The following is a 21,487-nucleotide window of genomic DNA, read 5'->3' as shown; positions in this document are numbered from 1 at the left end:
GATCAGGCGTAGTCGCTCAGCGGAATGCAGCTGCAAAACAGGTTGCGGTCGCCATACACGTTGTCGACACGGCCTACTTGTGGCCAGTACTTGACGCTGCCGGGCACGCGCTGGGCTTGCGCGGCACCGACCTCGCGGCTGTAGGGCCGGTTCCATTCGCTGCCCAGCAGACTGTCTGCTGTGTGTGGCGCGTTTTTCAGGGGGTTGTTGTCCTGCGGCCAGCTGCCGTTTTCCACCTGACGAATTTCTTCGCGGATGGCGATCATGGCGTCGATGAAGCGGTCCAGCTCTTGCAGGGTTTCGCTCTCGGTGGGCTCCACCATCAAGGTGTTGACCACCGGAAAGCTCAGCGTGGGTGCGTGAAAGCCGTAATCCATCAAACGTTTGGCCACGTCTTCGGCCATCACGCCGCTGGTCTCCTTGAGGCCGCGCAAATCCAAGATGCATTCGTGGGCCACATGGCCGCTGTCACTGGCGTAGAGCGTGGGGTAGTGCGCAGCCAGGCGCTTGCTGATGTAGTTGGCCGACAAAATCGCCGCTTCGGTCGCGTGCTTCAGGCCTTCGGCACCCATCATGCGGCAGTACATCCAGCTGATGGGCAGCACGGCGGCATTGCCCAAAGGCGCGGCACTGACAGCGCCCACACCGTTGACCGGCACACCGCCGGTGGCGTGCCCCGGAAGATAGGGCACCAGGTCTTCGACCACGCAGACAGGGCCCACACCGGGGCCACCGCCGCCGTGCGGAATGCAGAAGGTCTTGTGCAGGTTCAGGTGGCTCACATCGCCGCCGAACTCACCCGGTGCGGCCACGCCCACCAGGGCGTTCATGTTGGCGCCGTCCACGTACACGCGCCCGCCGTGCTGGTGCACCAGCTCGCAGAGCTGCTTGACCTGGGTTTCAAACACCCCGTGGGTGCTGGGGTAAGTGATCATCACGGCAGCCAGGTTCGCGCTGTGTTGCTCGCACTTGGCTTGCAGGTCGGCCATGTCCACGTTGCCGTTCTCGTCGCATTGGGTGACCACCACGGTCATGCCGACCATTTGGGCACTGGCGGGGTTGGTGCCGTGCGCACTGGACGGGATCAGGCAGATGTTGCGGTGGCCCTGGCCGTGGGCGCGGTGGTAGGCCTGAATGACCAAAAGACCGGCGTATTCGCCCTGGCTGCCTGCGTTGGGCTGCAGGCTGATGCCTTTGTAACCCGTGGCCTGGCACAGCCAGTCGCGCAGTTGCTGGTCCAGCAGTTGGTAGCCCGCCAGTTGGTCGGCCGGGGCAAAGGGGTGGACGCCCGCAAATTCGGGCCAGGTGATGGGGATCATCTCGCTGGTGGCGTTGAGCTTCATGGTGCAGCTGCCCAAGGGGATCATGCTGCGGTCCAGCGCCAAATCTTTGTCGGACAGCTGGCGGATGTAGCGCAGCATGCCGGTCTCAGAGTGGTAGTGGTTGAACACCGGGTGAGTCAGAAAGGGGCTGGTGCGGCGCAGGGATTCGGGGATCAGGGGCTCGATGCCTTTTTCGAACGCATCGAAGCTGGGCAGCGCCTGGCCCGGGTTGGCTGATTCGGCGGCGAACACTTGCCACAGGGCCTGGATGTCCTCGCGCGTGGTGGTTTCGTCCAGCGAGATCGACACGCTCTTGTCGCAAGCCTTGCGCAAGTTGATGCCCGCTTGCAGGGCCCGCTGAATGAGCGAGGCCGAGGATTCGCCGATGGCGATCCAGACGGTGTCAAAGGCGGTGTCTTTGCGCAGCTTGTAGCCCAGGCTTTGCAAGCCTTGCGCGAAGATGGCGGTGTAGGTCGCCACGCGGCGCGCAATGCGCTTCAAGCCCTCGGGGCCGTGGTACACGGCGTACATGCTGGCCACCACGGCGGGGAGCACCTGCGCGGTGCAAATGTTGCTCGTGGCCTTTTCGCGGCGGATGTGTTGCTCGCGGGTTTGCAGTGCCAAGCGGTAGGCGGGTTGGCCATGCACGTCCACGCTCACGCCGACCAAGCGGCCGGGCAGGGAGCGCTTGTACTCGTCGCGGCAGGCCATGTAAGCCGCGTGCGGGCCACCCGCGCCCATGGGCATGCCAAAGCGCTGCGTGGTGCCCACCACGATGTCGGCGCCCATGTCGCCAGGGGGCTTGAGCAGCGTGAGCGCCAGCAGGTCAGCGGCCACGATGAAGGCGGCCGACTGCGCATGGCTTTGTGCGGCATAGCCGCTGAGGTCTTCCACCAACCCGGTGCTACAGGGGTACTGCACCAGAGCGGCAAAGTGTTCAGCGTTCAGCGCCGCGGTGAAGGCGTCGGCACTCTGCGGTACCAGCACCTCAATGCCCAAGGGTTTGGCGCGGGTCTGGATGACCTCGATGGTTTGTGGATGGCAAGCGCGTGAGACCACGAAGACCTTGCTTTTGCTTTTGACCGTGCGCATCGCCAAGGTCATGGCCTCGGCGGCCGCAGTGGCCTCGTCGAGCATGGAGGCGTTGGCAATGGCCATGCCGGTCAGGTCGGTCACCATGGTCTGGAAGTTGACCAATGCTTCCATGCGGCCTTGCGAAATCTCGGCTTGGTAAGGCGTGTAGGCGGTGTACCAAGCGGGGTTTTCCAGGATGTTGCGCAGAATCACGCCCGGCGTGTGGGTGCCGTAATAGCCTTGGCCGATGTGGCTTTTGAGCAAGCGGTTTTTCTGCGCCAGGGCTTTGAGTTCGGCCAGAGCTGCCGCTTCAGTCAGGGGCGCAGGCAAGACCATGGCTTGTGCCCGGGCGATGCTGCGCGGCACGATGGATTCGATCAGGGACCGACGTGACGCCTCACCGATCACACCCAGCATGTGCTGTTCGTCGGCAGCGCCGATGCCAATGTGGCGGGCGATGAATTCGGACGGGTTTTCGAGTTCGCCCAAGGGCTTGAGGGTGGACATCAGCATGCGCAGCTCCGTGAAAAAAATCAACCAGCAGAGAACTTGTTGTAAGCGGTTTCGTCCAGCAGGGCATCGGTCTGCGCCAGGTTGGACAGCTTGACCTTGAAGAACCAACCTTTGCCCAGCGGGTCGGTGTTGGCCAGCGACGGGTCGCCGCGCAGTTCTTCGTTCACTTCAGTGACCTCGCCGTCCACCGGCATGTAGACGTCGGCTGCGGCCTTGACCGACTCGACCACGCCAGCGACCTCTTTGGCCGCGAAGGTTTTGCCGACTTCGGGCAGGTCCACAAACACCACATCGCCCAGCGCATCCTGCGCGTGATGGGTGATGCCGACGACAGCGGTGTCGCCGTCAATTTGCAACCATTCGTGGTCTTCGGTGTACTTGATCATGAGGGGGCTCCTTGTGTAGGGGGTTGGGGTCATTGAATTGGGATCTGACCCCGATTAACCGATTAATTTCAGCCGCGGTGATAGCGGTTGGGGACGAAGGGCAGGGGGCTGACTTGTATGGGCACGGCCTTGCCGCGCACCATGGCGTTCAGACGTGTGCCCGACGCTGCATATTCTGCCTGCACATAGGCCAGCGCCACGGGCTGGTCGGCGGTGGGGGCCAGCAAGCCGCTGGTGACTTCGCCCACTTTTTGGCCTGCGTCGTTGTGCAAGTCGACATGCTCGCGCACCGGCACGCGCTCCAGCCCCACCAGGCCCACGCGCAAACGCTGCGCTGGCGCTGTGCCGTCCAGTTGTGCCAGCACCTTGGCCGCACCCGGAAAGCCACCCGCGCGGGCACCGCCGGTGCGGCGTACCTTTTGCATGGCCCAGTTCAGACCCGCTTCGACCGGGGTGGTGGTGGTGTCGATGTCGTTGCCGTACAGGCACAAGCCCGCTTCCAGGCGCAGCGAGTTGCGGGCCCCCAGGCCAACGGGCTTGACTTCGGGTTGGGCCAGCAGGCGGCGGGCAAAGGCCTCGGCAGCGTGGGCGGGCAGAGAAATTTCAAAACCGTCTTCGCCGGTGTAGCCGCTGCGCGTCACGTACAGGTCTGTGCCCTCCACATCAAAAGCAGCGCCGGTCATGAAGACCAGTTTGTCGACGTCAGGCAAGAGGCGTTGCAAGGCGGTCACCGCTTGTGGGCCTTGCAGGGCGAGCAAGGCGCGGTCAAATTGGGGCTCGATGGTGCAGCGGCTGCCGATGCGTTGCTGGATGTGCGCCAGATCGCCGTGTTTGCAGGCGCCGTTGACGATCACAAAAATGTCACCCCCGTTGGCCACATCGCGGTTCACGAACATCAGATCGTCGACGATGCCGCCCTCGTCATTGAGGAGCAGGCCGTAGCGTTGTTTGTTGACTCCCAGACCGATCACGTCCACCGGCATCAAGCTTTCAAAGGCCGCTGCGGCATCGGCCCCGCGCAGGCACAACTGGCCCATGTGCGAGACATCGAACAGGCCGGCGGCCTTGCGGGTGTGGTGGTGTTCGGCCACGAGGCCAGCTGGGTATTGCACCGGCATGCTGTACCCCGCAAAAGGCACCATGCGTGCGCCCAGCTCAGTGTGCAGCGCATTCAAAGGGGTGGTGAGCAGGTCGGCAGAAGCGGTCACAAAAACTCCAAGGGCAACGAAAAACCACAGCACTTGCTGTGGCGCTTGCCCTCGCTGTCCGCTTTACCTGAGAGATTCGCCGGGAGCGTTCGGTTGTTGAACCAAACACTCTGCGGGTTGCTCCTTCGGTGGATGCCGTGACTCGATGGTCCGGCACCTCTCTCCAGTGAGGTAACGCTTGGGATCAAGCGTTTTGTCAGTCCTTTTGCCTGAGCGTTCAGCAGCTGGTCACAGCGCCTGCGCCTTCGGCGGCCTGACTTGTTTCACGAGGAAGCAAGTCAGGCGCTCTCCTGACAGGGTTGTATTCTAACTTTATTTGCTGAAAATCAGATCCCGCAAGGTCAAGGATATGGCGGGCACATAACTGATCAGCATCAGACAAGCCAGGATCACCCCAATGAAGGGGATCAGGTCTTTGATGATCCTGTCCAGCGATATTCGGGCCACCGTACAGGCGGCAAACAGGTTCACCCCAAAAGGCGGGGTGATCATGCCTAAAGCCAGGTTGACGATCATCACCATGCCGAATTGAATCGGGTCGATGCCAAAGTGGATCGCCACCGGCACCAGGATCGGGGCCAGCACGATGATGGCCGCGCTGGTCTCGATGAACATGCCGATGACGAACAAAGCCGCATTGACGCCCAGCAAGAAATACACGGGTGACTGCAGCACCTCTTGCAACCAAGCGCCAATGGCCGCGGGCACACCGGCACGGGTGATCATGAAGGCAAACAAGCCGGCGTTGGCAATGATGAACATGATCACCGCGCTTGAAATCACCGATTTGCGCAGGATGGTGTACATGTCCTTGAAGCCGATTTCGCGGTAGATTACGGTGCCCACAATGAAGGAGTAAAGCACCGCCACAGCCGCCGCTTCGGTGGGGGTGAAAACGCCGCCATAAATGCCGCCGAGCACAATCACCGGCATGAGCAAAGCCCAGCTGGCTTGCCAAGTGGCTTTGCCAAAGCTCAGGCGGCCCTCGCCGTCGTTTTTGCCCCAGCCTTTGTACTTCGCATACAACCAGCAAAACAGCATCAGGGCAAAGCCAATCAGCAGGCCAGGGCCCACGCCCGCCACAAACAGCTCGCCGATCGAGAGTTCGGCGCTCACGCCCAGCAAAATCATGGGGATCGATGGGGGGATGATCACGCCCAATTCGGCCGAAGTGGCTTGCAAGGCGGTGGCCCATGGCCTGGGGTAGCCGTGTTTGATCAATGCCGGGATCAAGATGGCGCCGATGGCAAAGGTGGTGGCCACCGAAGAGCCTGAAACCGCCGCAAAAATCATGCAAGTCAGCACGCAGGTGATGGGCAAGCCGCCCTGGATGCCCCCCACAATGCTCTTGGCAAACTCCACCAAACGGCGAGAAATGCCGCCGGTTTCCATGAGGTTACCCGCCAAAATGAAGAAGGGGATCGCTGCCAGCGGAAACTTGTTCAGCGAGTTGAACATTTCCTTCACGGAAATGAGCATGTTGGCGTTGGCGATCTGGATGCCAACAATCGCCGACAAACCAATTGAAACGGCCACCGATACCGTCAGTGCAAAGCACAGCAGCATCGTGAAAAGCATCGCTGAACTCATTGTGCGCTCTCCAATTCCATGCGCTGGGGATCCAGCCAAAAGCCGATGATGCCGATGATGCTGAACACCGCCCCCACGGGCAGCGCCAAATACGCCCAGAACATCGAGACGCCCTCAAGGCCAATCATGGACTGGACGCTGCCCCGGTTGGCATAGTCCCAGCCCCACCACAAAATGATGCCGCACAGCGTCAGGGCCGTGATGGCCACCACGGCATCCAAAACCCGCCGCATGCGTTCGCCGCTCAAGCGGTACAGCAAATCCACGCTGACCATGGCGCCTGTGCGAAAAGCGGTGGGAATGCCGAGAAACACCATCCAGATCAGGCTGAAACGGATGAGCACTTCAGTCCATTCTGCGGGGGATTCGAGAATGAATCGGGTCACGATCTGGTGGATGCCGAAGGCAGACGCCAAGGCCATCATGAGGCAGGCGACCATCATCGAGAAGGAGGTGGTCCAGCTCTCGAAGCGTAAGTAAAGTTGTTTCATCGGCCCATCGCTTTGCTGAATTAAAAAACGCCCGCCAGCCAAAACCGGTCGGGCGTTGCCAGAAGACTCAGATCACTTGAAATTGCGGATGCGGTCCAGGTTGGCTTTGCCGAACTGCTTTTCAAACTCGGCCATGGCTGGGCCCATGGTGGCGAGGAACTTGGACTTGTCCACGTTCTCGATGATGGTCATGCCTTTCTTGCGCAACTCAGCCACACCGTTGGCATCGTCTTTGTCGACGCGCGCACGGTTGACCTTGACGGCTTCTTTGGCCGAGTCGAGGAAGATCTGCTTGTCAGCGGCGCTGAGTTTGTCGAATGAACCTTTGTTCATCAAGATCACCACGGGGGAATAGACGTGGCCTGTGAGGGTCAAGTGCTTTTGCACTTGGTCAAAGTTGGCCGCCATGATCACGGACAAGGGGTTTTCCTGACCGTCCACAGTGCCTTGCTGCAAAGCGGTGAACACTTCGGGGAACGCCATGGGGGTAGTCACAATGCCCAAGCTCTTGTAGGCCGCGACGTGCACGGGGTTTTCCATGGTGCGCATCTTCAAACCCTTGAGGTCATTGGGCTCATTGACCGCACGCTTGCTGTTGGTCATGTGGCGCACGCCGTTTTCGCCCCAGGCCAAAGCTTTGAAGCCCTTGGCGTCAAATTTGGTCAACAGTTCTTGACCAATAGGGCCGTCCAAAACAGCGCGTGCGTGCGCTTTGTCACGGAACAAGAAAGGCACATCCAAGATGCGCGACTCGGGCACAAAGTTGGGCACGGGGCCGGTGGAGGTGGTGGCCAATTCCTGGGTACCCAGTTGCACCGATTCAATCGACTCGCGCTCGCCGCCCAAAGCGCCAGAGTAGAAGTTCTGGATCTTGATGCGACCGTTGGTGCGTCGCTCGACTTCTTTGGCCAAGGTGTCAATGGCCTCACCTTGGTGGGAGTTTTGACCCACAGAGATGCTGTTGCGCATGGTGATTTGTGCGGAGGCCGTGGCCACGATACCGACAGCCAGGCTCAGGCCCAACATCAATTTGCTCAATTTCATTCAAAAGCTCCTCATGATTCGGTGGAAGACAACAAGGTGGGAATCAACTTGTCATACAAATCGGATTATGGTGTTTGGCGAAACCATTTCGCCTAGGGTTTTCGCGGGGGTGATGATGCCTTGGAGACCCTGCTTTGAAAATAAGCAAAGGCCCATGAAATAAGAGGCTTTGAGGGCCTCTTTGGAGGGGCATCACATGCCGGTGTAGTTGGGCCCACCACCGCCCTCTGGTGTGACCCACACGATGTTTTGTGTGGGGTCCTTGATGTCGCAGGTCTTGCAGTGCACGCAGTTTTGCGCGTTGATCTGCAGGCGGTCGCTGTTGTCTTCGTTCTTGACGTATTCGTAAACACCGGCAGGGCAATAGCGAGCTTCTGGGCCTGCGAATTTCGCCAAGTTGATGCCCACGGGCACCGACGCATCTTTGAGGGTCAGGTGGGCGGGCTGGTTTTCTTCATGGTTGGTGTTGCTGATGAACACGCTGCTCAAGCGGTCGAAGGTGAGCTTGCCGTCCGGCTTGGGGTAGTCGATCTTGGGGCACTCGGCCGCAGCTTTCAGATAGGTGTGATCGGCCTTGTCGCGGCGCAGCGTCCATGGGATGTGGCCGCGCAAGACAAACTGCTCAAAACCGTTCATGAGTGTGGCCACCGTCAGGCCCTTTTTGAACCAGGTCTTGAAATTGCGCGACTTGTTGAGTTCGGTGTAGAGCCAACTGGCCTCAAACGCTTCGGGGTAGGCGCTCAGCTCGTCGTGCTGGCGACCGGACACGATGGCGTCATAAGCCGCTTCGGCGGCCAGCATGCCGGTCTTGATGGCGGCGTGGCTGCCCTTGATGCGGCTCACATTCAGGTAACCGGCGTCACAACCCACCAAGGCGCCCCCCGGGAACACGGTTTTGGGCAGGCTCATCAGGCCGCCAGCGGTGATGGCGCGGGCGCCGTAGCCGATGCGTTTGGCGTTGACTTCACCTTGGTCGTTGGTGAAGTACCACTGGATGTTGGGGTGGGTCTTCCAGCGCTGCAACTCTTCAAAGGGACTCAGCCACGGGTTGGCGTAGTCCAGACCCACCACATAACCGATGGCGATCTTGTTGTCTTCCATGTGGTACATGAAAGCGCCGCCGTAGGTGTCGTTGTTCATGGGCCAACCGGCGGTGTGCATGACAAAGCCGGGGGTGTGGCGTGAGGGGTCGATCTCCCAGACTTCTTTGATGCCGATGCCGTAGGTCTGCGGGTCGCGGCCTTCGTCGAGTTGGTATTTGGCGATCAGCTGCTTGCCCAGGTGGCCGCGCGCGCCTTCGGCAAACACGGTGTACTTGGCGTGCAGCTCCATGCCCAACTGAAAGTTTTCGGTAGGTTCGCCGTCTTTGCCCACACCCATATTGCCAGTGGCCACGCCCTTGACGCTGCCGTCTTCGTTGTAAAGCACTTCGGCGGCCGTGAAGCCCGGGAAAATTTCAACACCCAGGTTTTCGGCCTGCTGGCCCAACCAGCGGGTGAAATTGGACAGGCTGATGATGTAGTTGCCGTGGTTTTGCGCGCACTCGGGCAGGAAGATGCCGGGGGTGCGGGTGGCGCCGGTCTCGCTCAAAAAGCTCCAGGCGTCGTCAGTCACAGGCTGGTTGAGGGGCGCGCCGCGCTCTTTCCAGTCGGGGAAGAGTTCGGTCAAGGCCTTGGGGTCCATGATGGCGCCCGACAGGATGTGCGCGCCGGGCTCGCCGCCTTTTTCAAGGACGACCACCGACACGTCTTGGCCTTTTTCAGCGGCCAGTTGCTTCAAGCGAATGGCCGTCGAGAGGCCACCGGGGCCGCCGCCGACAACGACCACGTCGTATTCCATGGATTCGCGGGGGCCGTAAGTGCTCAGGATGTCTTCGGGGCTCATGGGCGTCTCTTCAAGTGCAAGGGGGTCAATACAAATGCCCGGACACCTTGATGTCGAAGTGGTGTCGGGCGTGTGACTCATTTTATGCGGCTCTTGGCGGCTTGGCCTGCACAATGGCGTCAACCGTTTTTGCCCGGTAAGGGTTCATTCTCAGAGGAGATGTCATGGCTTATGAAATCGATTTGTCCGGCCGCGTGGCTTTGGTCACGGGGGCGTCCGGGGGGTTGGGCGCGCAATTTGCCAAAACCTTGGCCGCAGCGGGTGCGGGCGTGGTGCTGGCCAGTCGCCGCATGGAAAAGCTCAAGGACCTGCGGGCTGAGATCGAGGCCGCGGGCGGCGACGCCCATGTGGTCGAGATGGATGTGACCGACCGGCACAGCATTGCCGCCGCCGTGGCGCACGCCGAAACCGAGATGGGCAGCATCGATATTTTGGTGAATAACTCGGGCGTGAGCACCACCCAGCGCATCCAGGATGTGACCGAAGAAGACTACGACTTCATCATGGACACCAATGTGCGCGGCGCGTTTTTTGTGGCGCAAGAGGTGGGCAAGCGCATGCTGGCCCGGGCCAAGGGCGCAGCGCCGGGCAGCTTCACCGGCGGGCGCATCATCAACATTGCCTCGATGGCAGGCCTCAAGGTCTTGCCGCAAATTGGGGTGTACTGCATGAGCAAGGCCGCTGTGATCCAGATGACCAAGGCCTTTGCCGTCGAGTGGGGCAAGTTCGGCATCAACGTGAACGCGATTTGCCCGGGCTACATCGACACCGAAATCAACCACCACCACTGGCAAACCGAGCAGGGCCAAAAGCTCATCAGCATGCTGCCGCGCAAACGCGTGGGCCAGCCGCAAGACCTGGACGCTTTGTTGATGCTGCTGGCCAGCGACCAGAGCCACTTCATCAATGGTGCAGTGGTGTCGGCCGACGACGGTTTTGCCGTGTGAGGGTCAGGCCATGAAGCTGTCGCTGCCTGAACACAAAAAGCAAGTTTTTGAGCTGGTGATCCCCATCCGTTGGGGTGACATGGACGCCATGGGCCATGTCAACAACACGGTGTACTTTCGCTACATGGAGACGCTGCGCATCGACTGGTTTGAAGGAATCGGGTGTCAGGTCAACCCCCAAGGGCAGGGGCCTGTGATCGTGAACGCGTTTTGCAATTTCTACAAACAGTTTGAATTTCCCGGCGACATTCTGGCCAAGATGTTTGTCAGCGACCCGGGCCGCACGACCTTCGAGAGTTGGTGCACTTTGGAGCGCACCGACCAGCCCGGGGTGATTTTTGCGGCCGGTGGTGCCACCACGATTTGGGTGGATTTCCCGAATCAAAAGGCGGTGACCTTGCCCGACTGGGTGCGGGCTTTGGTCAGCGACTGAAGGCGTTAAGCCGCCGATGGGGCGCTTGTGCCCACCGCACGCCATTGGTGGGCGTGGCTTTGCAACCAGTCTTGCGACAGTGTGGCACTGCCCACTTGCATGGGGTGAAAGTCTTTGCGGGTGTAGGCCCACATGGGCTTGGCCACGCGCCACACCATGCCGTGGCGACCGAACAAGAACTTGGACGCCGACCACCAGGTGGAGGGCTTGAACAGCGTCTTGTCGTGCCACAGGTTGTTGACCGTCTGGCGAAACACGTCGGTGCTGAACTGGACTGTCACGTACCAAAACCATCGCATGCGCCACTGATGGTTGCCACCCAAACGTTGGTAGAGGTCAAAGGCCACACATTTGTGCTCGGACTCTTCGGCCGCATGCCAACGCCACAGGGTTTTGAGAGGGTCTTCGGCCTTGGCAAACCAGTCTCCTGCTTGGTCCATGCGGTCCAAAGTCAGGTCGCCAAAGATGGAGGTGTAGTGCTCAAAAGCGGCGGTGATGGCCAATTCGTGCAGGTAACCCTTGTCGCTTTTGCTGAAGAACTCTTCGCGGCCTTGTTTCAGGCGTTGTTCAGCACGGGGGCCCCAGTGGTTGACCAGGCCTTGCTTTTCCAGGTGCGCGTTGTAGAGCGCATGCAGGTGGCGGTGGGTGGCTTCTTGGCCCACAAAGCCCTTGGCGATGTGCTTGAGTTCGGCGTTTTCTGGGGTGTCCGGCAGGTTCTTCGCCCCGTTTTTGACCGCGTCGATGAAAGACTGCTCTCCGACTGGAAAACTCATGGACAGCGCGTTGGCGTAGGCCGTTAAAAACGCGTCGCCACCGTTCCAGTGACGAGAAAAACCTTGGCTCAGGTCCACGCTGAGGCGGCGAACGGTCAATTCGGTCGGGGATGCGGGTGTGCTCATGGCGTGCTTTGTAGGTGATCAGACAGAATATGAGCATTGTTCAGGTTTTGCAAAGACCTTGCAACTCGCGATCTGCTCACATTTTTTGAAGGGCTTTTTCATGGCCAGTGCCAAACCCAGCAAGACAACGGCTCAGCCGCAAGCTCCAGCCGGCTTGCGTCGTCAGCCCTCGCAGGCCCGGGCGCAGCAAACCATGCAAACCCTGTTCAAGGCGGCTGCTCAGATTTTGGACAAAGAAGGCGAGGCCGGTTTGACCACCAACAAGGTGGCCGCTGCAGCCGGTTTCTCGATTGGCACGCTCTACCAATACTTCCCCAGCAAAGAAGTGCTGGTGCGCGCCATGGCGGCCAAAGGGCAGGGCATGGTGCTGCAGGAGTTGGGGCGCTACCTGAGTGAGCTGGAAAATTTGGCCGATGTGCGCGAGTTGGATGGCCGCGAGTTGCTGGCCAAGGCCATTCGCATCTTGGTGCGGGGCTTTGCCACGGGCAAGGGCCTCAGCCAAAGCCTGATTCACCTGTGCTGGACGCTCGAAAAGCCCGAAGAAACGGCCAGCGCCGTTCGACAGGTGGCCGACCGGTTGGCCATCTTTTTTGAGCGCATTGACCACCCGGCGCTGCAAGCCCCCAGCCCAGCGCAGTTGTTTGTGTTGACCCGCTCGGTCATTGGCACGCTGCGCAGCGCCAGCCTGGAAAAATCGCCTTTGCTGGGCAGTCCCGCGTTCGAAGAGGTGTTGGTGCAGATGGCTTGGGCTCTGTTGGCCCGGCCAGAGCCCCTTCAAGCCCCTGGTTTGACTTTGGGCGCACGGCCCATCAGGTAAAACTCGGGGTTGGGCATCATGCCGCTGAAGCTGGCCATGCGGTTAGACAGGCCAAAGAAAGCGGTGATGGCCGCGATGTCCCAGATGTCCTCGTCGTCAAAGCCGTGCGCGTGCAGGGCGGCAAAGTCGGCGTCTTCCACTTGGTCGGAGTGGTTGCAGACTTTGAGCGCGAAGTCCAGCATGGCGCGCTGGCGGGGGCTGATGTCGGCTTTGCGGTAATTGATGGCCACTTGGTCGGCCACCAGGGGTTTTTTCTCGTAAATGCGCAGAATCGCACCATGGGCCACCACGCAATACAAGCAGTTGTTGGCCGCGCTGGTGGTGGTCACGATCATCTCGCGCTCGCCCTTGGTCAGGCCGCTGGTGCGCCCCACGGATTCGGGCACCATCAGGGCGTCGTGGTACGCAAAAAACGCACGCCACTCGGCCGGGCGACGGGCAAAGGCCAAAAACACATTGGGCACAAAACCGGCTTTTTCTTGCACTTCCAGCACCTTGGCGCGGATGTCGTCAGGCAAGTCCCGGATTTCGGGGGCGGGGTAACGGGGGGTGCTAGGGGATGTTTGGGGTGTGCTCATGGTGTCTCCTGGAGGGCTTGCCTTTGATTATGCTCAAGGCTTTTACAGGAGCCTGTCATGTCCCAAACACCTTCAACTTCAGCCATTGACCAAGCCCGTGATGCCCGCCTCGACGATGCGGCCTTCCAAGCGGGCCTGACCACCCGCACCCAGGTCATGGGACCGGCCTATGTGGAGCGCGCTTTGGGCGCCGCCACCGACTACACCATGCCCATGCAAGAGTTCATCACGGCCAATGCCTGGGGCAATGTGTGGCAGCGCCCAGGTTTGGAGCTGAAAACCCGCAGCCTGATCACCGTGGCCATGCTGGCGGCGCAGGGCAAGCAGCATGAACTCAAGGCCCATGTGCGCGGGGCCATCCACAACGGCGCCACGCCCGAAGAGTTGCGCGAGGTGATGCTGCATGCCACCGTGTACTGTGGCTTCCCCACGGCCATCGATGCGTTTCGCAGCGTGACCGAAGTGGTCGAATCGATGGCCTGAGTGCCCGATCAGTTGGCCCGCGCCACCCAGACGGTGGCGCCTTGCGGGCCATACAACTCGGCATGGGCCACATTGCGTGCCAGCCTGAAAAAGTCACCTTCCTTGAGGTGTTTGACGTCGTCGCCCACGGTCAACCAGTATTCGCCTTGCGCCACATAGGCACTCACGTCGAAAGGATGGGTGTGTGTGTCGAGTTTCAGGTTGGCGTCCCATTGGCGCACGATGATTTCGTCAAAGCCCTCGTCCATGGATTGGGCGGTGAAGGATTCCAAAGTGGGGGTGTTCATGCGCAACTCCTGTTTATTTGCCGTTGATGGCGAGCAGTTCGACTTCAAACAGCAAAGTCGCGTTGGGGGGGATCACGCCGCCTGCGCCCCGTTCACCGTAGGCGGTGGCGGGCGGGCAGGTTAATTTGGCGCTACCGCCCACTTTCATCATTTGGACGCCCTCGGTCCAGCAGGGAATGACCCGGTTCAGGGGGAACTCAATGGCTTCATTGCGCTTGTAGGAGCTGTCAAATTCTTTGCCATCAGGCAGCGTGCCCCGGTAGTGCACTTTCACTTTGTCCGAGGATTTGGGGCTGGCGCCCGTGCCTTCTTTGAGGGCGCGGTAAACCATGCCCGAGGGCGTGAGTCTGGCGCCCGCTTCTTGGGCCGCTGCGGCCGTGACCGCGTTGGAAGCCGAGGCCGGCGAAGCGCTCAAAAGGCAAAAAGTCAGGCTGCTGAGGGTCAAAAGGGTTTTCATGGCAAGTGGGGCAGGGTGGGTTGAAGTGTTTGAGCTTAGCCAAAAGCGTGTTGTTGTGCCAACAGCCCAAGCCTTGCGGTGATGCTGCGGAACTCGGCCACCGTTTGGTCGATGATGTGCTGAGCGGTCAGAACTTCATGGACCAGACCCGCCGATTGGCCTGCCAAGGCGGGCGCAGCGTTCATGTCGCCGCCAAAGTAAACCTGTTGTATGCCTTGAAACGCATCAGGCCCCATCAGGCCTGCTTCGTGCAGGCTCTGGGTGAAGGGCGCTTTCAGGGCGCGGATGCAAGGCGAGGACTTGGTGTTGAGCATGTAAGTGCCGGTGGTGCTGGCGTCCACGATGGCTTGTTTGTAATGCGCGTGCACCGGACTCTCGGCGCAGGCCACAAAGCGCGTACCCATTTGAATGGCTTCAGCCCCCAAGGCAAATGCAGCGGCCATGCCGCGCCCGTCCACGATGCCGCCTGCCGCAATCAGGGGCAGGTCGGTCTTTTCGCGAATGGCCTGCAGAAGTACCAATGTGCTGACCTCTTCGGGATTCTTGAATCCACCCCCTTCAGAGCCTTCGACCACCAAGCCGTCGACACCGGCATCGGCGCACTTGAGGGCTGCCTCCAAGGTCGGCACGGCGTGGTACACCGCGATGCCCGCCGCTTGCAGGGGCGCTACAAACTTGGCGGGGCTGCCTGCAGAGGTGGTGACAAAGCGCACGCCCGATTCGCAGACAAAGCGCAGCATGGCATCGTCTTTCAAAAACCGAATCGGCAGGTTGACGCCAAACGGTAAACCTGTCTGGCGCATCGCCAGGATTTCACGTTGGCAATTTTCGGTTTCACCCGAAGACGTTTCAATGATCCCCAAACCGCCAGCGCGTGAGACCGCAGAGGCCAAAGCGCTTCGGGCAATCCAGCCCATGGGCGCTTGCAAGATGGGATAACGTGCCCCGGTGTGGGCTAAAACGCGGTTCATGTCTGGGCCTTGTCGGTGAAAAATCCATGATACGGCCCTTGTCATGCCGGTGCAGTCGCCAATCTGTCGCCGCTTTTCCTGGGCTTTGCCTAAACTCACAGCTTGTTCTTTGAAAGGTTTGGTCATGGCTTTGACCCTGTTTGCTTTTGACACCCCCAATGCCCGCAAGATCACCGTGGCCCTGGAAGAAATGGGCCTGAGTTACGCGGTCCAGGTGGTCGACATCACGCGCGATGAGCAATTTGCGCCTGATTTTTTGAAAATCAGTCCCAACAACAAAATTCCGGCCTTGGTCGACACCGATGGGCCCGACGGGCAAACGCAAACGGTCTTTGAGTCGGGTGCCATCCTGATTTATTTGGCTGAAAAAACCAGGCAGTTTTTGCCTGCTCAAGGCGCTGCCCGGGTGGCCGTGCTCGAGTGGTTGATGTTTCAGATGGGGGGCTTTGGCCCTGCGCCGGGCCAGGTGCACCACTTTGTGGCTTTGAAGGACGAGGCTGACCAGCGTTATGGCTTGCAGCGCTTCATGGCCGAAACCTTGCGCCTTTATGGCGTGATGGACCGCCGCTTGGCCGAGCAGCCGTTTTTTGCGGGGGATTTGTCGATCGCCGACTTCGCCATCTTGGGTTGGGTATGGCGCCACCCCCGTCACCAGGTTGATTTGGCGAAGTTTCCACATGTTCAGCGTTGGTACCAAAGCATGATGGCTCGATCCGCCGTGCAAAGGGGCTTTGCCGTGGCCTTGCGCCGAGATTGAAGGGCGTTCAGGCCGTTTGAAGCAGGACTGCAGGCGCACCACTGGGTGCATTTCGCGGCCAAAGCCGTCGGCGTGGGCTCAATCGGCCCATTCTTGTGGCTTAATATCGTTTTGCATTTTTATCCGGAGCCACAGATGGGCAACAAAATCGTCACCGAAGCAGATCGTAAATTCACCCCCCCACTGCCCGCACTGCCAGGCGTGACCTTGCGCACAGGCGGCCGTGGACAGCGCGTCAGCCTCGAGCGCGGCGTGTCCACACGCAGCAAAAAGAACCCAGGTAAGCGCTCTACAAAGGGCGGTTGATCGAGGTCAGCCCGGCGTTTTGCCGGGCCAGTGCCCAGCCACTGAGCAAATCAGTGGCTTTTTTTTCGACTTTTTGGCGTGCTTTGGGTCAGGCCAAATGGGTCACTTCAAGGAGAGCTGAATGTTGATTTCTTATGGCGCCGTGTTGGTGGCAGGCCTCATGCCGGTGGTGTGTGCAGGCATTGCCAAATCAGGCTTCAAGGGCTATGACAACAGCGACCCTCGCGCTTGGCTGGCCCGTCAGACCGGCTTCAGGGCCCGTGCTAATGCGGCTCAAGCCAATTGTTTCGAGGCCTTTCCCTTTTTTGCAGTGGGTGTGATTTTGGCGCTGCTCACCGGGGTAGAACCCGACTGGGTCGACGCTTTGGCCATGCTGTTCATCGCCTTCAGGGTGGCCTATATTTTCTTTTATGTCACGGACAAAGCCAAATGGCGCACGATGGTGTGGTCGGGAGCCTATGTGGTGGTTCTGGCCCTGTTCGCCATGGCGATGCTGAATTTGCACCCGGCTTGATGCCATAAAGGCAAGTTAACAAGGCACAATAAGACCTCTGCCCCGGTGGTGAAACTGGTAGACACACCGGACTTAAAATCCGTTGCTTCCGTAACAGGGGCGTGCCGATTCGATTTCGGCCCGGGGCACCAAAGTACTCTAAGCACCATCATGACCCAAGACAACGCAGCGCTTGAAATTCACGTGCATGGTGATGTGCCCATCAAAACCGGCACCGACACTGCTGCCATTCAAGAGGCTTTGAAGCCTTTGTGGCGCTACGCCGGCGCTCGCAGTTTGGCAGAGGGCGCCATCAGCCTCTACGAAGAAGAGCCCGGTATCCGTTTTGACCCTGTCACCAGCCGCTTGCACCTGTGCTGGACGGTGCGGGGTGATGAAGATTTTCGCTTGGTCATGGACGACCTGTGCATGAACCTCAACGAATTGTCTGCTGCAGGCACCCAAATCGAGGTGACTTTTTACGACACCGAGTTTGACGACGAGGACGAGGCCAATGGGGCCGAGTCGCGCGACGATTTTGTGATGTTGTTTGTCGGCCCTGACCCAGGGGCCATCATGCAAGCCCAGCGTGATTTGCTGGTGCACGATGTCGTCAACATGATGGAGCGCCACTTTGATGGCGCCGAGTTGTCGGGTGTGGTGGCTGAAATCGACAAGTTGTTCGGTTTGCGCTTTGACAGTTTGGTCAGCTCATTGGACATTGGCAAGCCGCCCCGTGGCCCCGGTGGCGGCAATGGTCATGGCGGCGGCGGTCGCCGTCCACGTCACCTGCACTGATTGGGGGCAGCCCATGAATGCTTCAGGACTCCGTTCTGCGCTCAACCCGGGTGTGCGCTTGCGCGAGGTCTTTGGCTGGGCCATGTACGACTTCGCCAACTCGGGCTATTCCACGGTGGTCATCACGGCCGTGTTTGCCGCTTACTTTGTGGGTGGCGTGGCCGATGGCGCCGACTGGGCCACTTTGGCCTGGACATCGGGCCTGAGCCTTTCTTATTTGGTGGTCATGCTGACCATGCCCGGTCTGGGTGCCTGGGCCGACCGTGTGGCCGGCAAAAAGCGCATGCTGATGTGGGTCACCGCAGGTTGCGTGCTCAGCACGGCGGCCTTGTCTCTGGTGGGGCCAGGTCAGGTGGCGTTGGGCTTGTTCATCTTGGTGGTGTCCAACACCTTCTTTTCGTATGGTGAGTCGCTGACCGCCTCGTTTTTGCCCGAATTGGCCAAGCCCCACGCCATGGGCCGCGTGAGCGGCTGGGGTTGGTCTTTGGGCTACATCGGTGGCATGCTGACTTTGGGCATTTGCTTGGCCTATGTGCTGTCTGCCCAGGCGCGTGGCGAATCGGGTAGCCAGTTCGTGCCGGTGACGATGTGGATCACGGCGGCCATGTACGGCGCGGCGGCCTTGGTGACTTTGGCTTTGTTGCGCGAGCACTCGCCGCCGCAACCCCATGCCCCGGTGGTTTCGGTGGTTCAAAGCTTGCGTGGCCTGCAGCAAACCTTGCGTGAGGCCTTGCCTTACCGAGACTTCACCCGTTTGCTGGCCTGTGCGGTGGCCTATCAGGGCGGGGTGGCTGTGGCCATCACGCTGGCAGCCATTTACGCCGAGCAGGTGATTGGTTTTCAGCCGCAAGAGACCATGGTGCTGATTTTTGTGCTCAACCTGGCGGCTTTTGCGGGTGCTTTCTTGTTGGGTTACGTGCAAGACCGCGCGGGCCACAAGCTGACGCTGGCACTGACCTTGTTGGGTTGGGTGGTCACCTGTTTCATCGCGGCTTTGTCGACCGACAAAGCCACGTTTTGGTGGGCTGCAGCCATTGCTGGTTTTTGCATGGGCTCCAGCCAGTCTACGGGCCGAGCCATGGCCGGCCTGATGGTGCCGGCTCACCGCTTGGGTGAGTTTTTTGGCCTGTGGACGTTTGCCATTCGATTGGCCAGTATCCTGGGGCCGCTGATGTACGGCCTGATCACTTGGTTGAGCGACGGCAATCAGCGTTTGGCCATCGGGGCGACCTCTTTGCTGTTCATTTTGGGCTTGGTGCTTTTGATGCCCGTTGACGTTGAGCGCGGCCGTTTGGCGGCGCAAAAGCCCGCCTGAAGTTCAGGCTTGCAGGGTGGCAGGCGCTGCCTCGCACAACTCAGGCGGCAAACCCAACCAGCGCTGGGCAGCCGCTTGCAGGCCTTGCAAGTCACCCGTGGTCAACAAGCGCATGGGCTGCGCAGTCTCATGGGGGGCTTGTGTGTTCAGCAAATCAGCCGCCGCCAACAAACGCTGCGTTTGACGTGCCACGGCCTCGCCTGTCGAGAGCAATTGCACATCTGGCCCCAATAGTTGGCGCAACTCGTCTTCGACAAACACATAGTGGGTGCAACCCAGAACCAGGGTGTCGATGTCACCAGGCCCTGTACCAAAGCGGCCCATGGCTTGGGTATAGGTCTGCAGCAAGTGCGAGATTTGATCTTGCGCGGCCCGCGCCTGATCGGGCAGGGTGCTTTGCTCGATGGCCAAGGCCAAGCCGTTACAGGCTTGCACCACAAAATGCGCCTCGGCTTGCAAACTGGCCAACAGCCGAGCGAATTTGTCACTGCCCACTGTGCCCCGTGTCGCGATCACGCCGATATGGCCTGTGCGGCTCAGGGCCAGGGCGGGTTTCAGGGCAGGCTCGACGCCAACCAGAGGCAATTGGGGGTGCAGGGCACGCAGCGCGTGGATGGCTGCAGCGGTGGCGGTGTTACAGGCCACCACCAGCGCTTTGATGTGGTGTTGCGCCCGCAAATGCAGGGCAATCGTTAGCGTTCGCTGGGTCACAAAGGCTTCGGTTTTCTCGCCATATGGCGCGTGCGCGCTGTCGGCCAGGTACACAAAGCGTTCGTGCGGCAGGGCCTTTTGCAAGGCCCGCAGCACACTCAGGCCCCCAATGCCGCTGTCAAAAACGCCAATGGGGGCGTTCACGTTCAGCCGGCGTTGACGCCAATGCCTTTGAACTCGCCGGTGGCGATGCGCTTTTGCCATTCGGCGGGGCCGGTGGTGTGGGCACTGGTGCCGCCCGCATCGACCGCGACCGTGACAGGCATATCGACCACGTCGAACTCGTAGATGGCTTCCATGCCCATGTCCGCAAAGCCCACGACCTTGGCGTGTTTGATGGCTTTGGACACGAGGTAAGCCGCGCCGCCCACAGCCATCAGGTAGGCCGACTTGTGCTTTTTGATGGCTTCGATGGCGATGGGGCCGCGCTCGGCTTTGCCGATCATGGCGATCAGGCCGGTTTGAGCCAGCATCATCTCGGTGAAGCCGTCCATGCGGGTGGCGGTGGTGGGGCCGGCGGGGCCCACGGCCTCGTCGCCCACAGGGTCGACCGGACCCACGTAGTAAATCACCCGGTTGGTGAAGTCCACGGGCAGCTTTTCGCCCTTGGCCAGTATGTCCTGGATGCGTTTGTGTGCGGCGTCACGGCCGGTGAGCATCTTGCCGTTGAGCAAGAGCGTTTGGCCGGGTTTCCAGCTGGCCACTTCGGTGGGTGTCAAGGCGTTCAGGTCGACGCGTTTGCTTTTCTCAGTGTCGGCCGTCCAGTTGACATTGGGCCAGAGGTCGAGTGAAGGCGCCTCGAGGTAGCTGGGGCCGGAACCGTCGAGCACAAAGTGCGCGTGACGGGTGGCCGCGCAGTTGGGGATCATGGCCACGGGTTTGCCGGCCGCGTGTGTGGGGTACATCTTGATCTTCACGTCGAGCACGGTCGTCAGGCCCCCAAGGCCCTGCGCGCCAATGCCCAGGGCGTTGACCTTGTGGTACAGCTCCAGTCGCATTTCTTCCACCTGGTCGAGCTTCTCGCCCTTGCTGGATTTTTCGAGCAACTGGTACATGTCCAGGTCGTCCATCAGGCTTTCTTTGGCCAAGAGCACGGCTTTTTCGGCGGTGCCGCCAATGCCAATGCCCAACATGCCCGGTGGGCACCAACCTGCACCCATGGTGGGCACGGTTTTCAAAACCCAATCCACGATGCTGTCGCCAGGGTTGAGCATGCTCAACTTGGACTTGTTCTCGCTGCCGCCGCCTTTGGCCGCCACAGTCACATGAACATGGTGGCCCGGCACGATCTTGGTGAAGATCACGGCAGGGGTGTTGTCCTTGGTGTTCTTGCGGTTGAAGTGGGGGTCAGAAACGACAGATGCGCGCAGCATGTTGTCAGACTGGTTGTAACCCCGGCGCACGCCTTCGTTGATGGCGTCTTCCAAGCTGCCCGTGAAGCCGTCAAATTTCACGTCCATGCCGACTTCCAGGAACACGTTGACGATGCCGGTGTCCTGGCAAATCGGACGGTGGCCAATGGCGCTCATTTTGCTGTTGGTCAAAATTTGCGCAATCGCGTCCTTGGCGGCAGGGCTTTGCTCACGCGCATAGGCGCTGGCCAAGTGAGAGATGAAGTCTGCTGGGTGGTAGTAGCTGATGTACTGCAGGGCGGCGGCGACGGATTCGATCAGGTCGGCTTGTTTAATCAAGGTGGTCATGGTGCGTGTGTCAGTGGGTATTC

23 protein-coding genes, 1 tRNA gene and 2 riboswitches are annotated in these 21,487 nt (G+C 60.2%); of the genes, 10 read left to right on the top strand and 14 right to left on the bottom strand.

The annotated features are described in order from the left end of the window. Window positions 1–2: 2 nt before the first annotated feature. The 7 genes from gcvP to B472_RS01755 form a co-directional block, all read right to left on the bottom strand. On the bottom strand, window positions 3–2,909 hold the full coding sequence (gene gcvP / locus B472_RS01785) for an aminomethyl-transferring glycine dehydrogenase (RefSeq protein ID WP_026039765.1): 2,907 nt from the start codon (window positions 2,907–2,909) through the stop codon (window positions 3–5). A gap of 20 nt (window positions 2,910–2,929) precedes the next feature. After that, a complete protein-coding gene (gene gcvH, locus B472_RS01780; RefSeq protein ID WP_019428116.1) occupies window positions 2,930–3,295 on the bottom strand; it encodes a glycine cleavage system protein GcvH in 366 nt (121 codons plus the stop codon). Window positions 3,296–3,363: 68 nt separating this feature from the next. Beyond that, window positions 3,364–4,503, bottom strand: coding sequence for a glycine cleavage system aminomethyltransferase GcvT (gene gcvT, locus B472_RS01775; RefSeq protein WP_019428115.1), 1,140 nt, complete (start codon window positions 4,501–4,503; stop codon window positions 3,364–3,366). 44 nt (window positions 4,504–4,547) lie between these two features. After that, a riboswitch (glycine riboswitch) is annotated at window positions 4,548–4,680 on the bottom strand. A gap of 10 nt (window positions 4,681–4,690) precedes the next feature. Next, a riboswitch (glycine riboswitch) is annotated at window positions 4,691–4,806 on the bottom strand. Window positions 4,807–4,815: 9 nt separating this feature from the next. Further along, window positions 4,816–6,093 carry a TRAP transporter large permease gene (locus B472_RS01770; RefSeq protein WP_026039764.1) on the bottom strand — a complete coding sequence of 426 codons (1,278 nt, stop codon included), beginning with the start codon at window positions 6,091–6,093 and terminating at the stop codon, window positions 4,816–4,818. Continuing rightward, window positions 6,090–6,584: a TRAP transporter small permease gene (locus tag B472_RS01765; RefSeq protein ID WP_019428113.1), complete on the bottom strand. Its 495-nt coding sequence runs from the start codon at window positions 6,582–6,584 to the stop codon at window positions 6,090–6,092. Before B472_RS01765 ends, B472_RS01770 begins: the two co-directional genes overlap by 4 nt. A 72-nt stretch (window positions 6,585–6,656) precedes the next feature. Then, on the bottom strand, window positions 6,657–7,628 hold the full coding sequence (locus tag B472_RS01760) for a TRAP transporter substrate-binding protein (protein ID WP_019428112.1): 972 nt from the start codon (window positions 7,626–7,628) through the stop codon (window positions 6,657–6,659). A gap of 192 nt (window positions 7,629–7,820) precedes the next feature. Then, the gene (locus B472_RS01755) at window positions 7,821–9,512 is read right to left on the bottom strand and encodes an electron transfer flavoprotein-ubiquinone oxidoreductase (RefSeq protein WP_019428111.1); all 1,692 of its coding nucleotides are present in this window, start codon (window positions 9,510–9,512) and stop codon (window positions 7,821–7,823) included. 164 nt (window positions 9,513–9,676) lie between these two features. On the opposite strand from B472_RS01755, the gene B472_RS01750 reads away from it, so the two are divergent. Further along, entirely contained in the window at window positions 9,677–10,459 is a 783-nt protein-coding gene (locus tag B472_RS01750) for an SDR family oxidoreductase (protein ID WP_019428110.1), read from the top strand. Window positions 10,460–10,469: 10 nt separating this feature from the next. Continuing rightward, on the top strand, window positions 10,470–10,892 hold the full coding sequence (locus tag B472_RS01745) for a thioesterase family protein (protein WP_019428109.1): 423 nt from the start codon (window positions 10,470–10,472) through the stop codon (window positions 10,890–10,892). A 5-nt stretch (window positions 10,893–10,897) separates the two neighbouring features. Here the strand turns inward: B472_RS01745 and B472_RS01740 are convergent, their stop codons facing one another. Next, window positions 10,898–11,791: a metal-dependent hydrolase gene (locus B472_RS01740; protein WP_019428108.1), complete on the bottom strand. Its 894-nt coding sequence runs from the start codon at window positions 11,789–11,791 to the stop codon at window positions 10,898–10,900. Window positions 11,792–11,891: 100 nt separating this feature from the next. On the opposite strand from B472_RS01740, the gene B472_RS01735 reads away from it, so the two are divergent. Beyond that, window positions 11,892–12,608: a TetR/AcrR family transcriptional regulator gene (locus B472_RS01735; RefSeq protein WP_040506084.1), complete on the top strand. Its 717-nt coding sequence runs from the start codon at window positions 11,892–11,894 to the stop codon at window positions 12,606–12,608. On the opposite strand, the gene B472_RS01730 is transcribed toward B472_RS01735, so the two are convergent. Further along, window positions 12,566–13,186 (bottom strand): peroxidase-related enzyme, encoded by a 621-nt coding sequence (locus tag B472_RS01730; RefSeq protein WP_019428106.1) that lies wholly within the window; start codon window positions 13,184–13,186, stop codon window positions 12,566–12,568. The two genes, B472_RS01735 and B472_RS01730, sit on opposite strands and share 43 nt — an antisense overlap. Window positions 13,187–13,243: 57 nt before the next feature. Here B472_RS01730 and B472_RS01725 point away from each other — a divergent pair, with 57 nt between their 5' ends. Next, a complete protein-coding gene (locus tag B472_RS01725; protein ID WP_019428105.1) occupies window positions 13,244–13,669 on the top strand; it encodes a carboxymuconolactone decarboxylase family protein in 426 nt (141 codons plus the stop codon). Window positions 13,670–13,677: 8 nt separating this feature from the next. Here B472_RS01725 and B472_RS01720 read toward each other — a convergent pair whose 3' ends face one another. The 3 genes from B472_RS01720 to B472_RS01710 are packed head-to-tail and all read right to left on the bottom strand — an operon-like array spanning window position 13,678 to window position 15,384. Further along, window positions 13,678–13,956 (bottom strand): cupin domain-containing protein, encoded by a 279-nt coding sequence (locus tag B472_RS01720; RefSeq protein ID WP_019428104.1) that lies wholly within the window; start codon window positions 13,954–13,956, stop codon window positions 13,678–13,680. Window positions 13,957–13,969: 13 nt separating this feature from the next. Next, window positions 13,970–14,413 (bottom strand): FKBP-type peptidyl-prolyl cis-trans isomerase, encoded by a 444-nt coding sequence (locus B472_RS01715; protein ID WP_019428103.1) that lies wholly within the window; start codon window positions 14,411–14,413, stop codon window positions 13,970–13,972. A 35-nt stretch (window positions 14,414–14,448) separates the two neighbouring features. Then, the gene (locus tag B472_RS01710) at window positions 14,449–15,384 is read right to left on the bottom strand and encodes a nitronate monooxygenase family protein (protein ID WP_026039762.1); all 936 of its coding nucleotides are present in this window, start codon (window positions 15,382–15,384) and stop codon (window positions 14,449–14,451) included. Between the two features lie 124 nt (window positions 15,385–15,508). On the opposite strand from B472_RS01710, the gene B472_RS01705 reads away from it, so the two are divergent. The 6 genes from B472_RS01705 to B472_RS01685 all read left to right on the top strand — a co-directional run bounded on the left by B472_RS01705 (window position 15,509) and on the right by B472_RS01685 (window position 19,053). Continuing rightward, the gene (locus tag B472_RS01705) at window positions 15,509–16,141 is read left to right on the top strand and encodes a glutathione S-transferase family protein (RefSeq protein ID WP_019428101.1); all 633 of its coding nucleotides are present in this window, start codon (window positions 15,509–15,511) and stop codon (window positions 16,139–16,141) included. Between the two features lie 135 nt (window positions 16,142–16,276). Then, window positions 16,277–16,447: a hypothetical protein gene (locus B472_RS17205; RefSeq protein WP_019428100.1), complete on the top strand. Its 171-nt coding sequence runs from the start codon at window positions 16,277–16,279 to the stop codon at window positions 16,445–16,447. 121 nt (window positions 16,448–16,568) lie between these two features. Then, window positions 16,569–16,961, top strand: coding sequence for an MAPEG family protein (locus tag B472_RS01700; protein WP_019428098.1), 393 nt, complete (start codon window positions 16,569–16,571; stop codon window positions 16,959–16,961). A gap of 39 nt (window positions 16,962–17,000) precedes the next feature. Beyond that, window positions 17,001–17,092: transfer RNA gene (locus tag B472_RS01695), tRNA-Leu, on the top strand. A gap of 19 nt (window positions 17,093–17,111) precedes the next feature. Next, window positions 17,112–17,738, top strand: a complete 627-nt coding sequence (locus B472_RS01690; RefSeq protein WP_019428097.1) for a DUF6806 family protein — start codon at window positions 17,112–17,114, stop codon at window positions 17,736–17,738. Window positions 17,739–17,751: 13 nt separating this feature from the next. Then, the gene (locus B472_RS01685) at window positions 17,752–19,053 is read left to right on the top strand and encodes an MFS transporter (RefSeq protein ID WP_026039761.1); all 1,302 of its coding nucleotides are present in this window, start codon (window positions 17,752–17,754) and stop codon (window positions 19,051–19,053) included. 3 nt (window positions 19,054–19,056) lie between these two features. On the opposite strand, the gene murI is transcribed toward B472_RS01685, so the two are convergent. Both murI and B472_RS01675 read right to left on the bottom strand, forming a co-directional pair. Then, window positions 19,057–19,908 (bottom strand): glutamate racemase, encoded by an 852-nt coding sequence (gene murI, locus B472_RS01680; RefSeq protein ID WP_019428095.1) that lies wholly within the window; start codon window positions 19,906–19,908, stop codon window positions 19,057–19,059. A gap of 2 nt (window positions 19,909–19,910) precedes the next feature. After that, on the bottom strand, window positions 19,911–21,464 hold the full coding sequence (locus tag B472_RS01675) for a fumarate hydratase (RefSeq protein ID WP_019428094.1): 1,554 nt from the start codon (window positions 21,462–21,464) through the stop codon (window positions 19,911–19,913). Window positions 21,465–21,487 lie beyond the last annotated feature (23 nt).

This window comes from Limnohabitans sp. Rim28 (assembly GCF_000293865.2).
Lineage (GTDB): Bacteria > Pseudomonadota > Gammaproteobacteria > Burkholderiales > Burkholderiaceae_C > Limnohabitans_A.
This window is presented reverse-complemented; position numbering and strand designations above follow the sequence as displayed.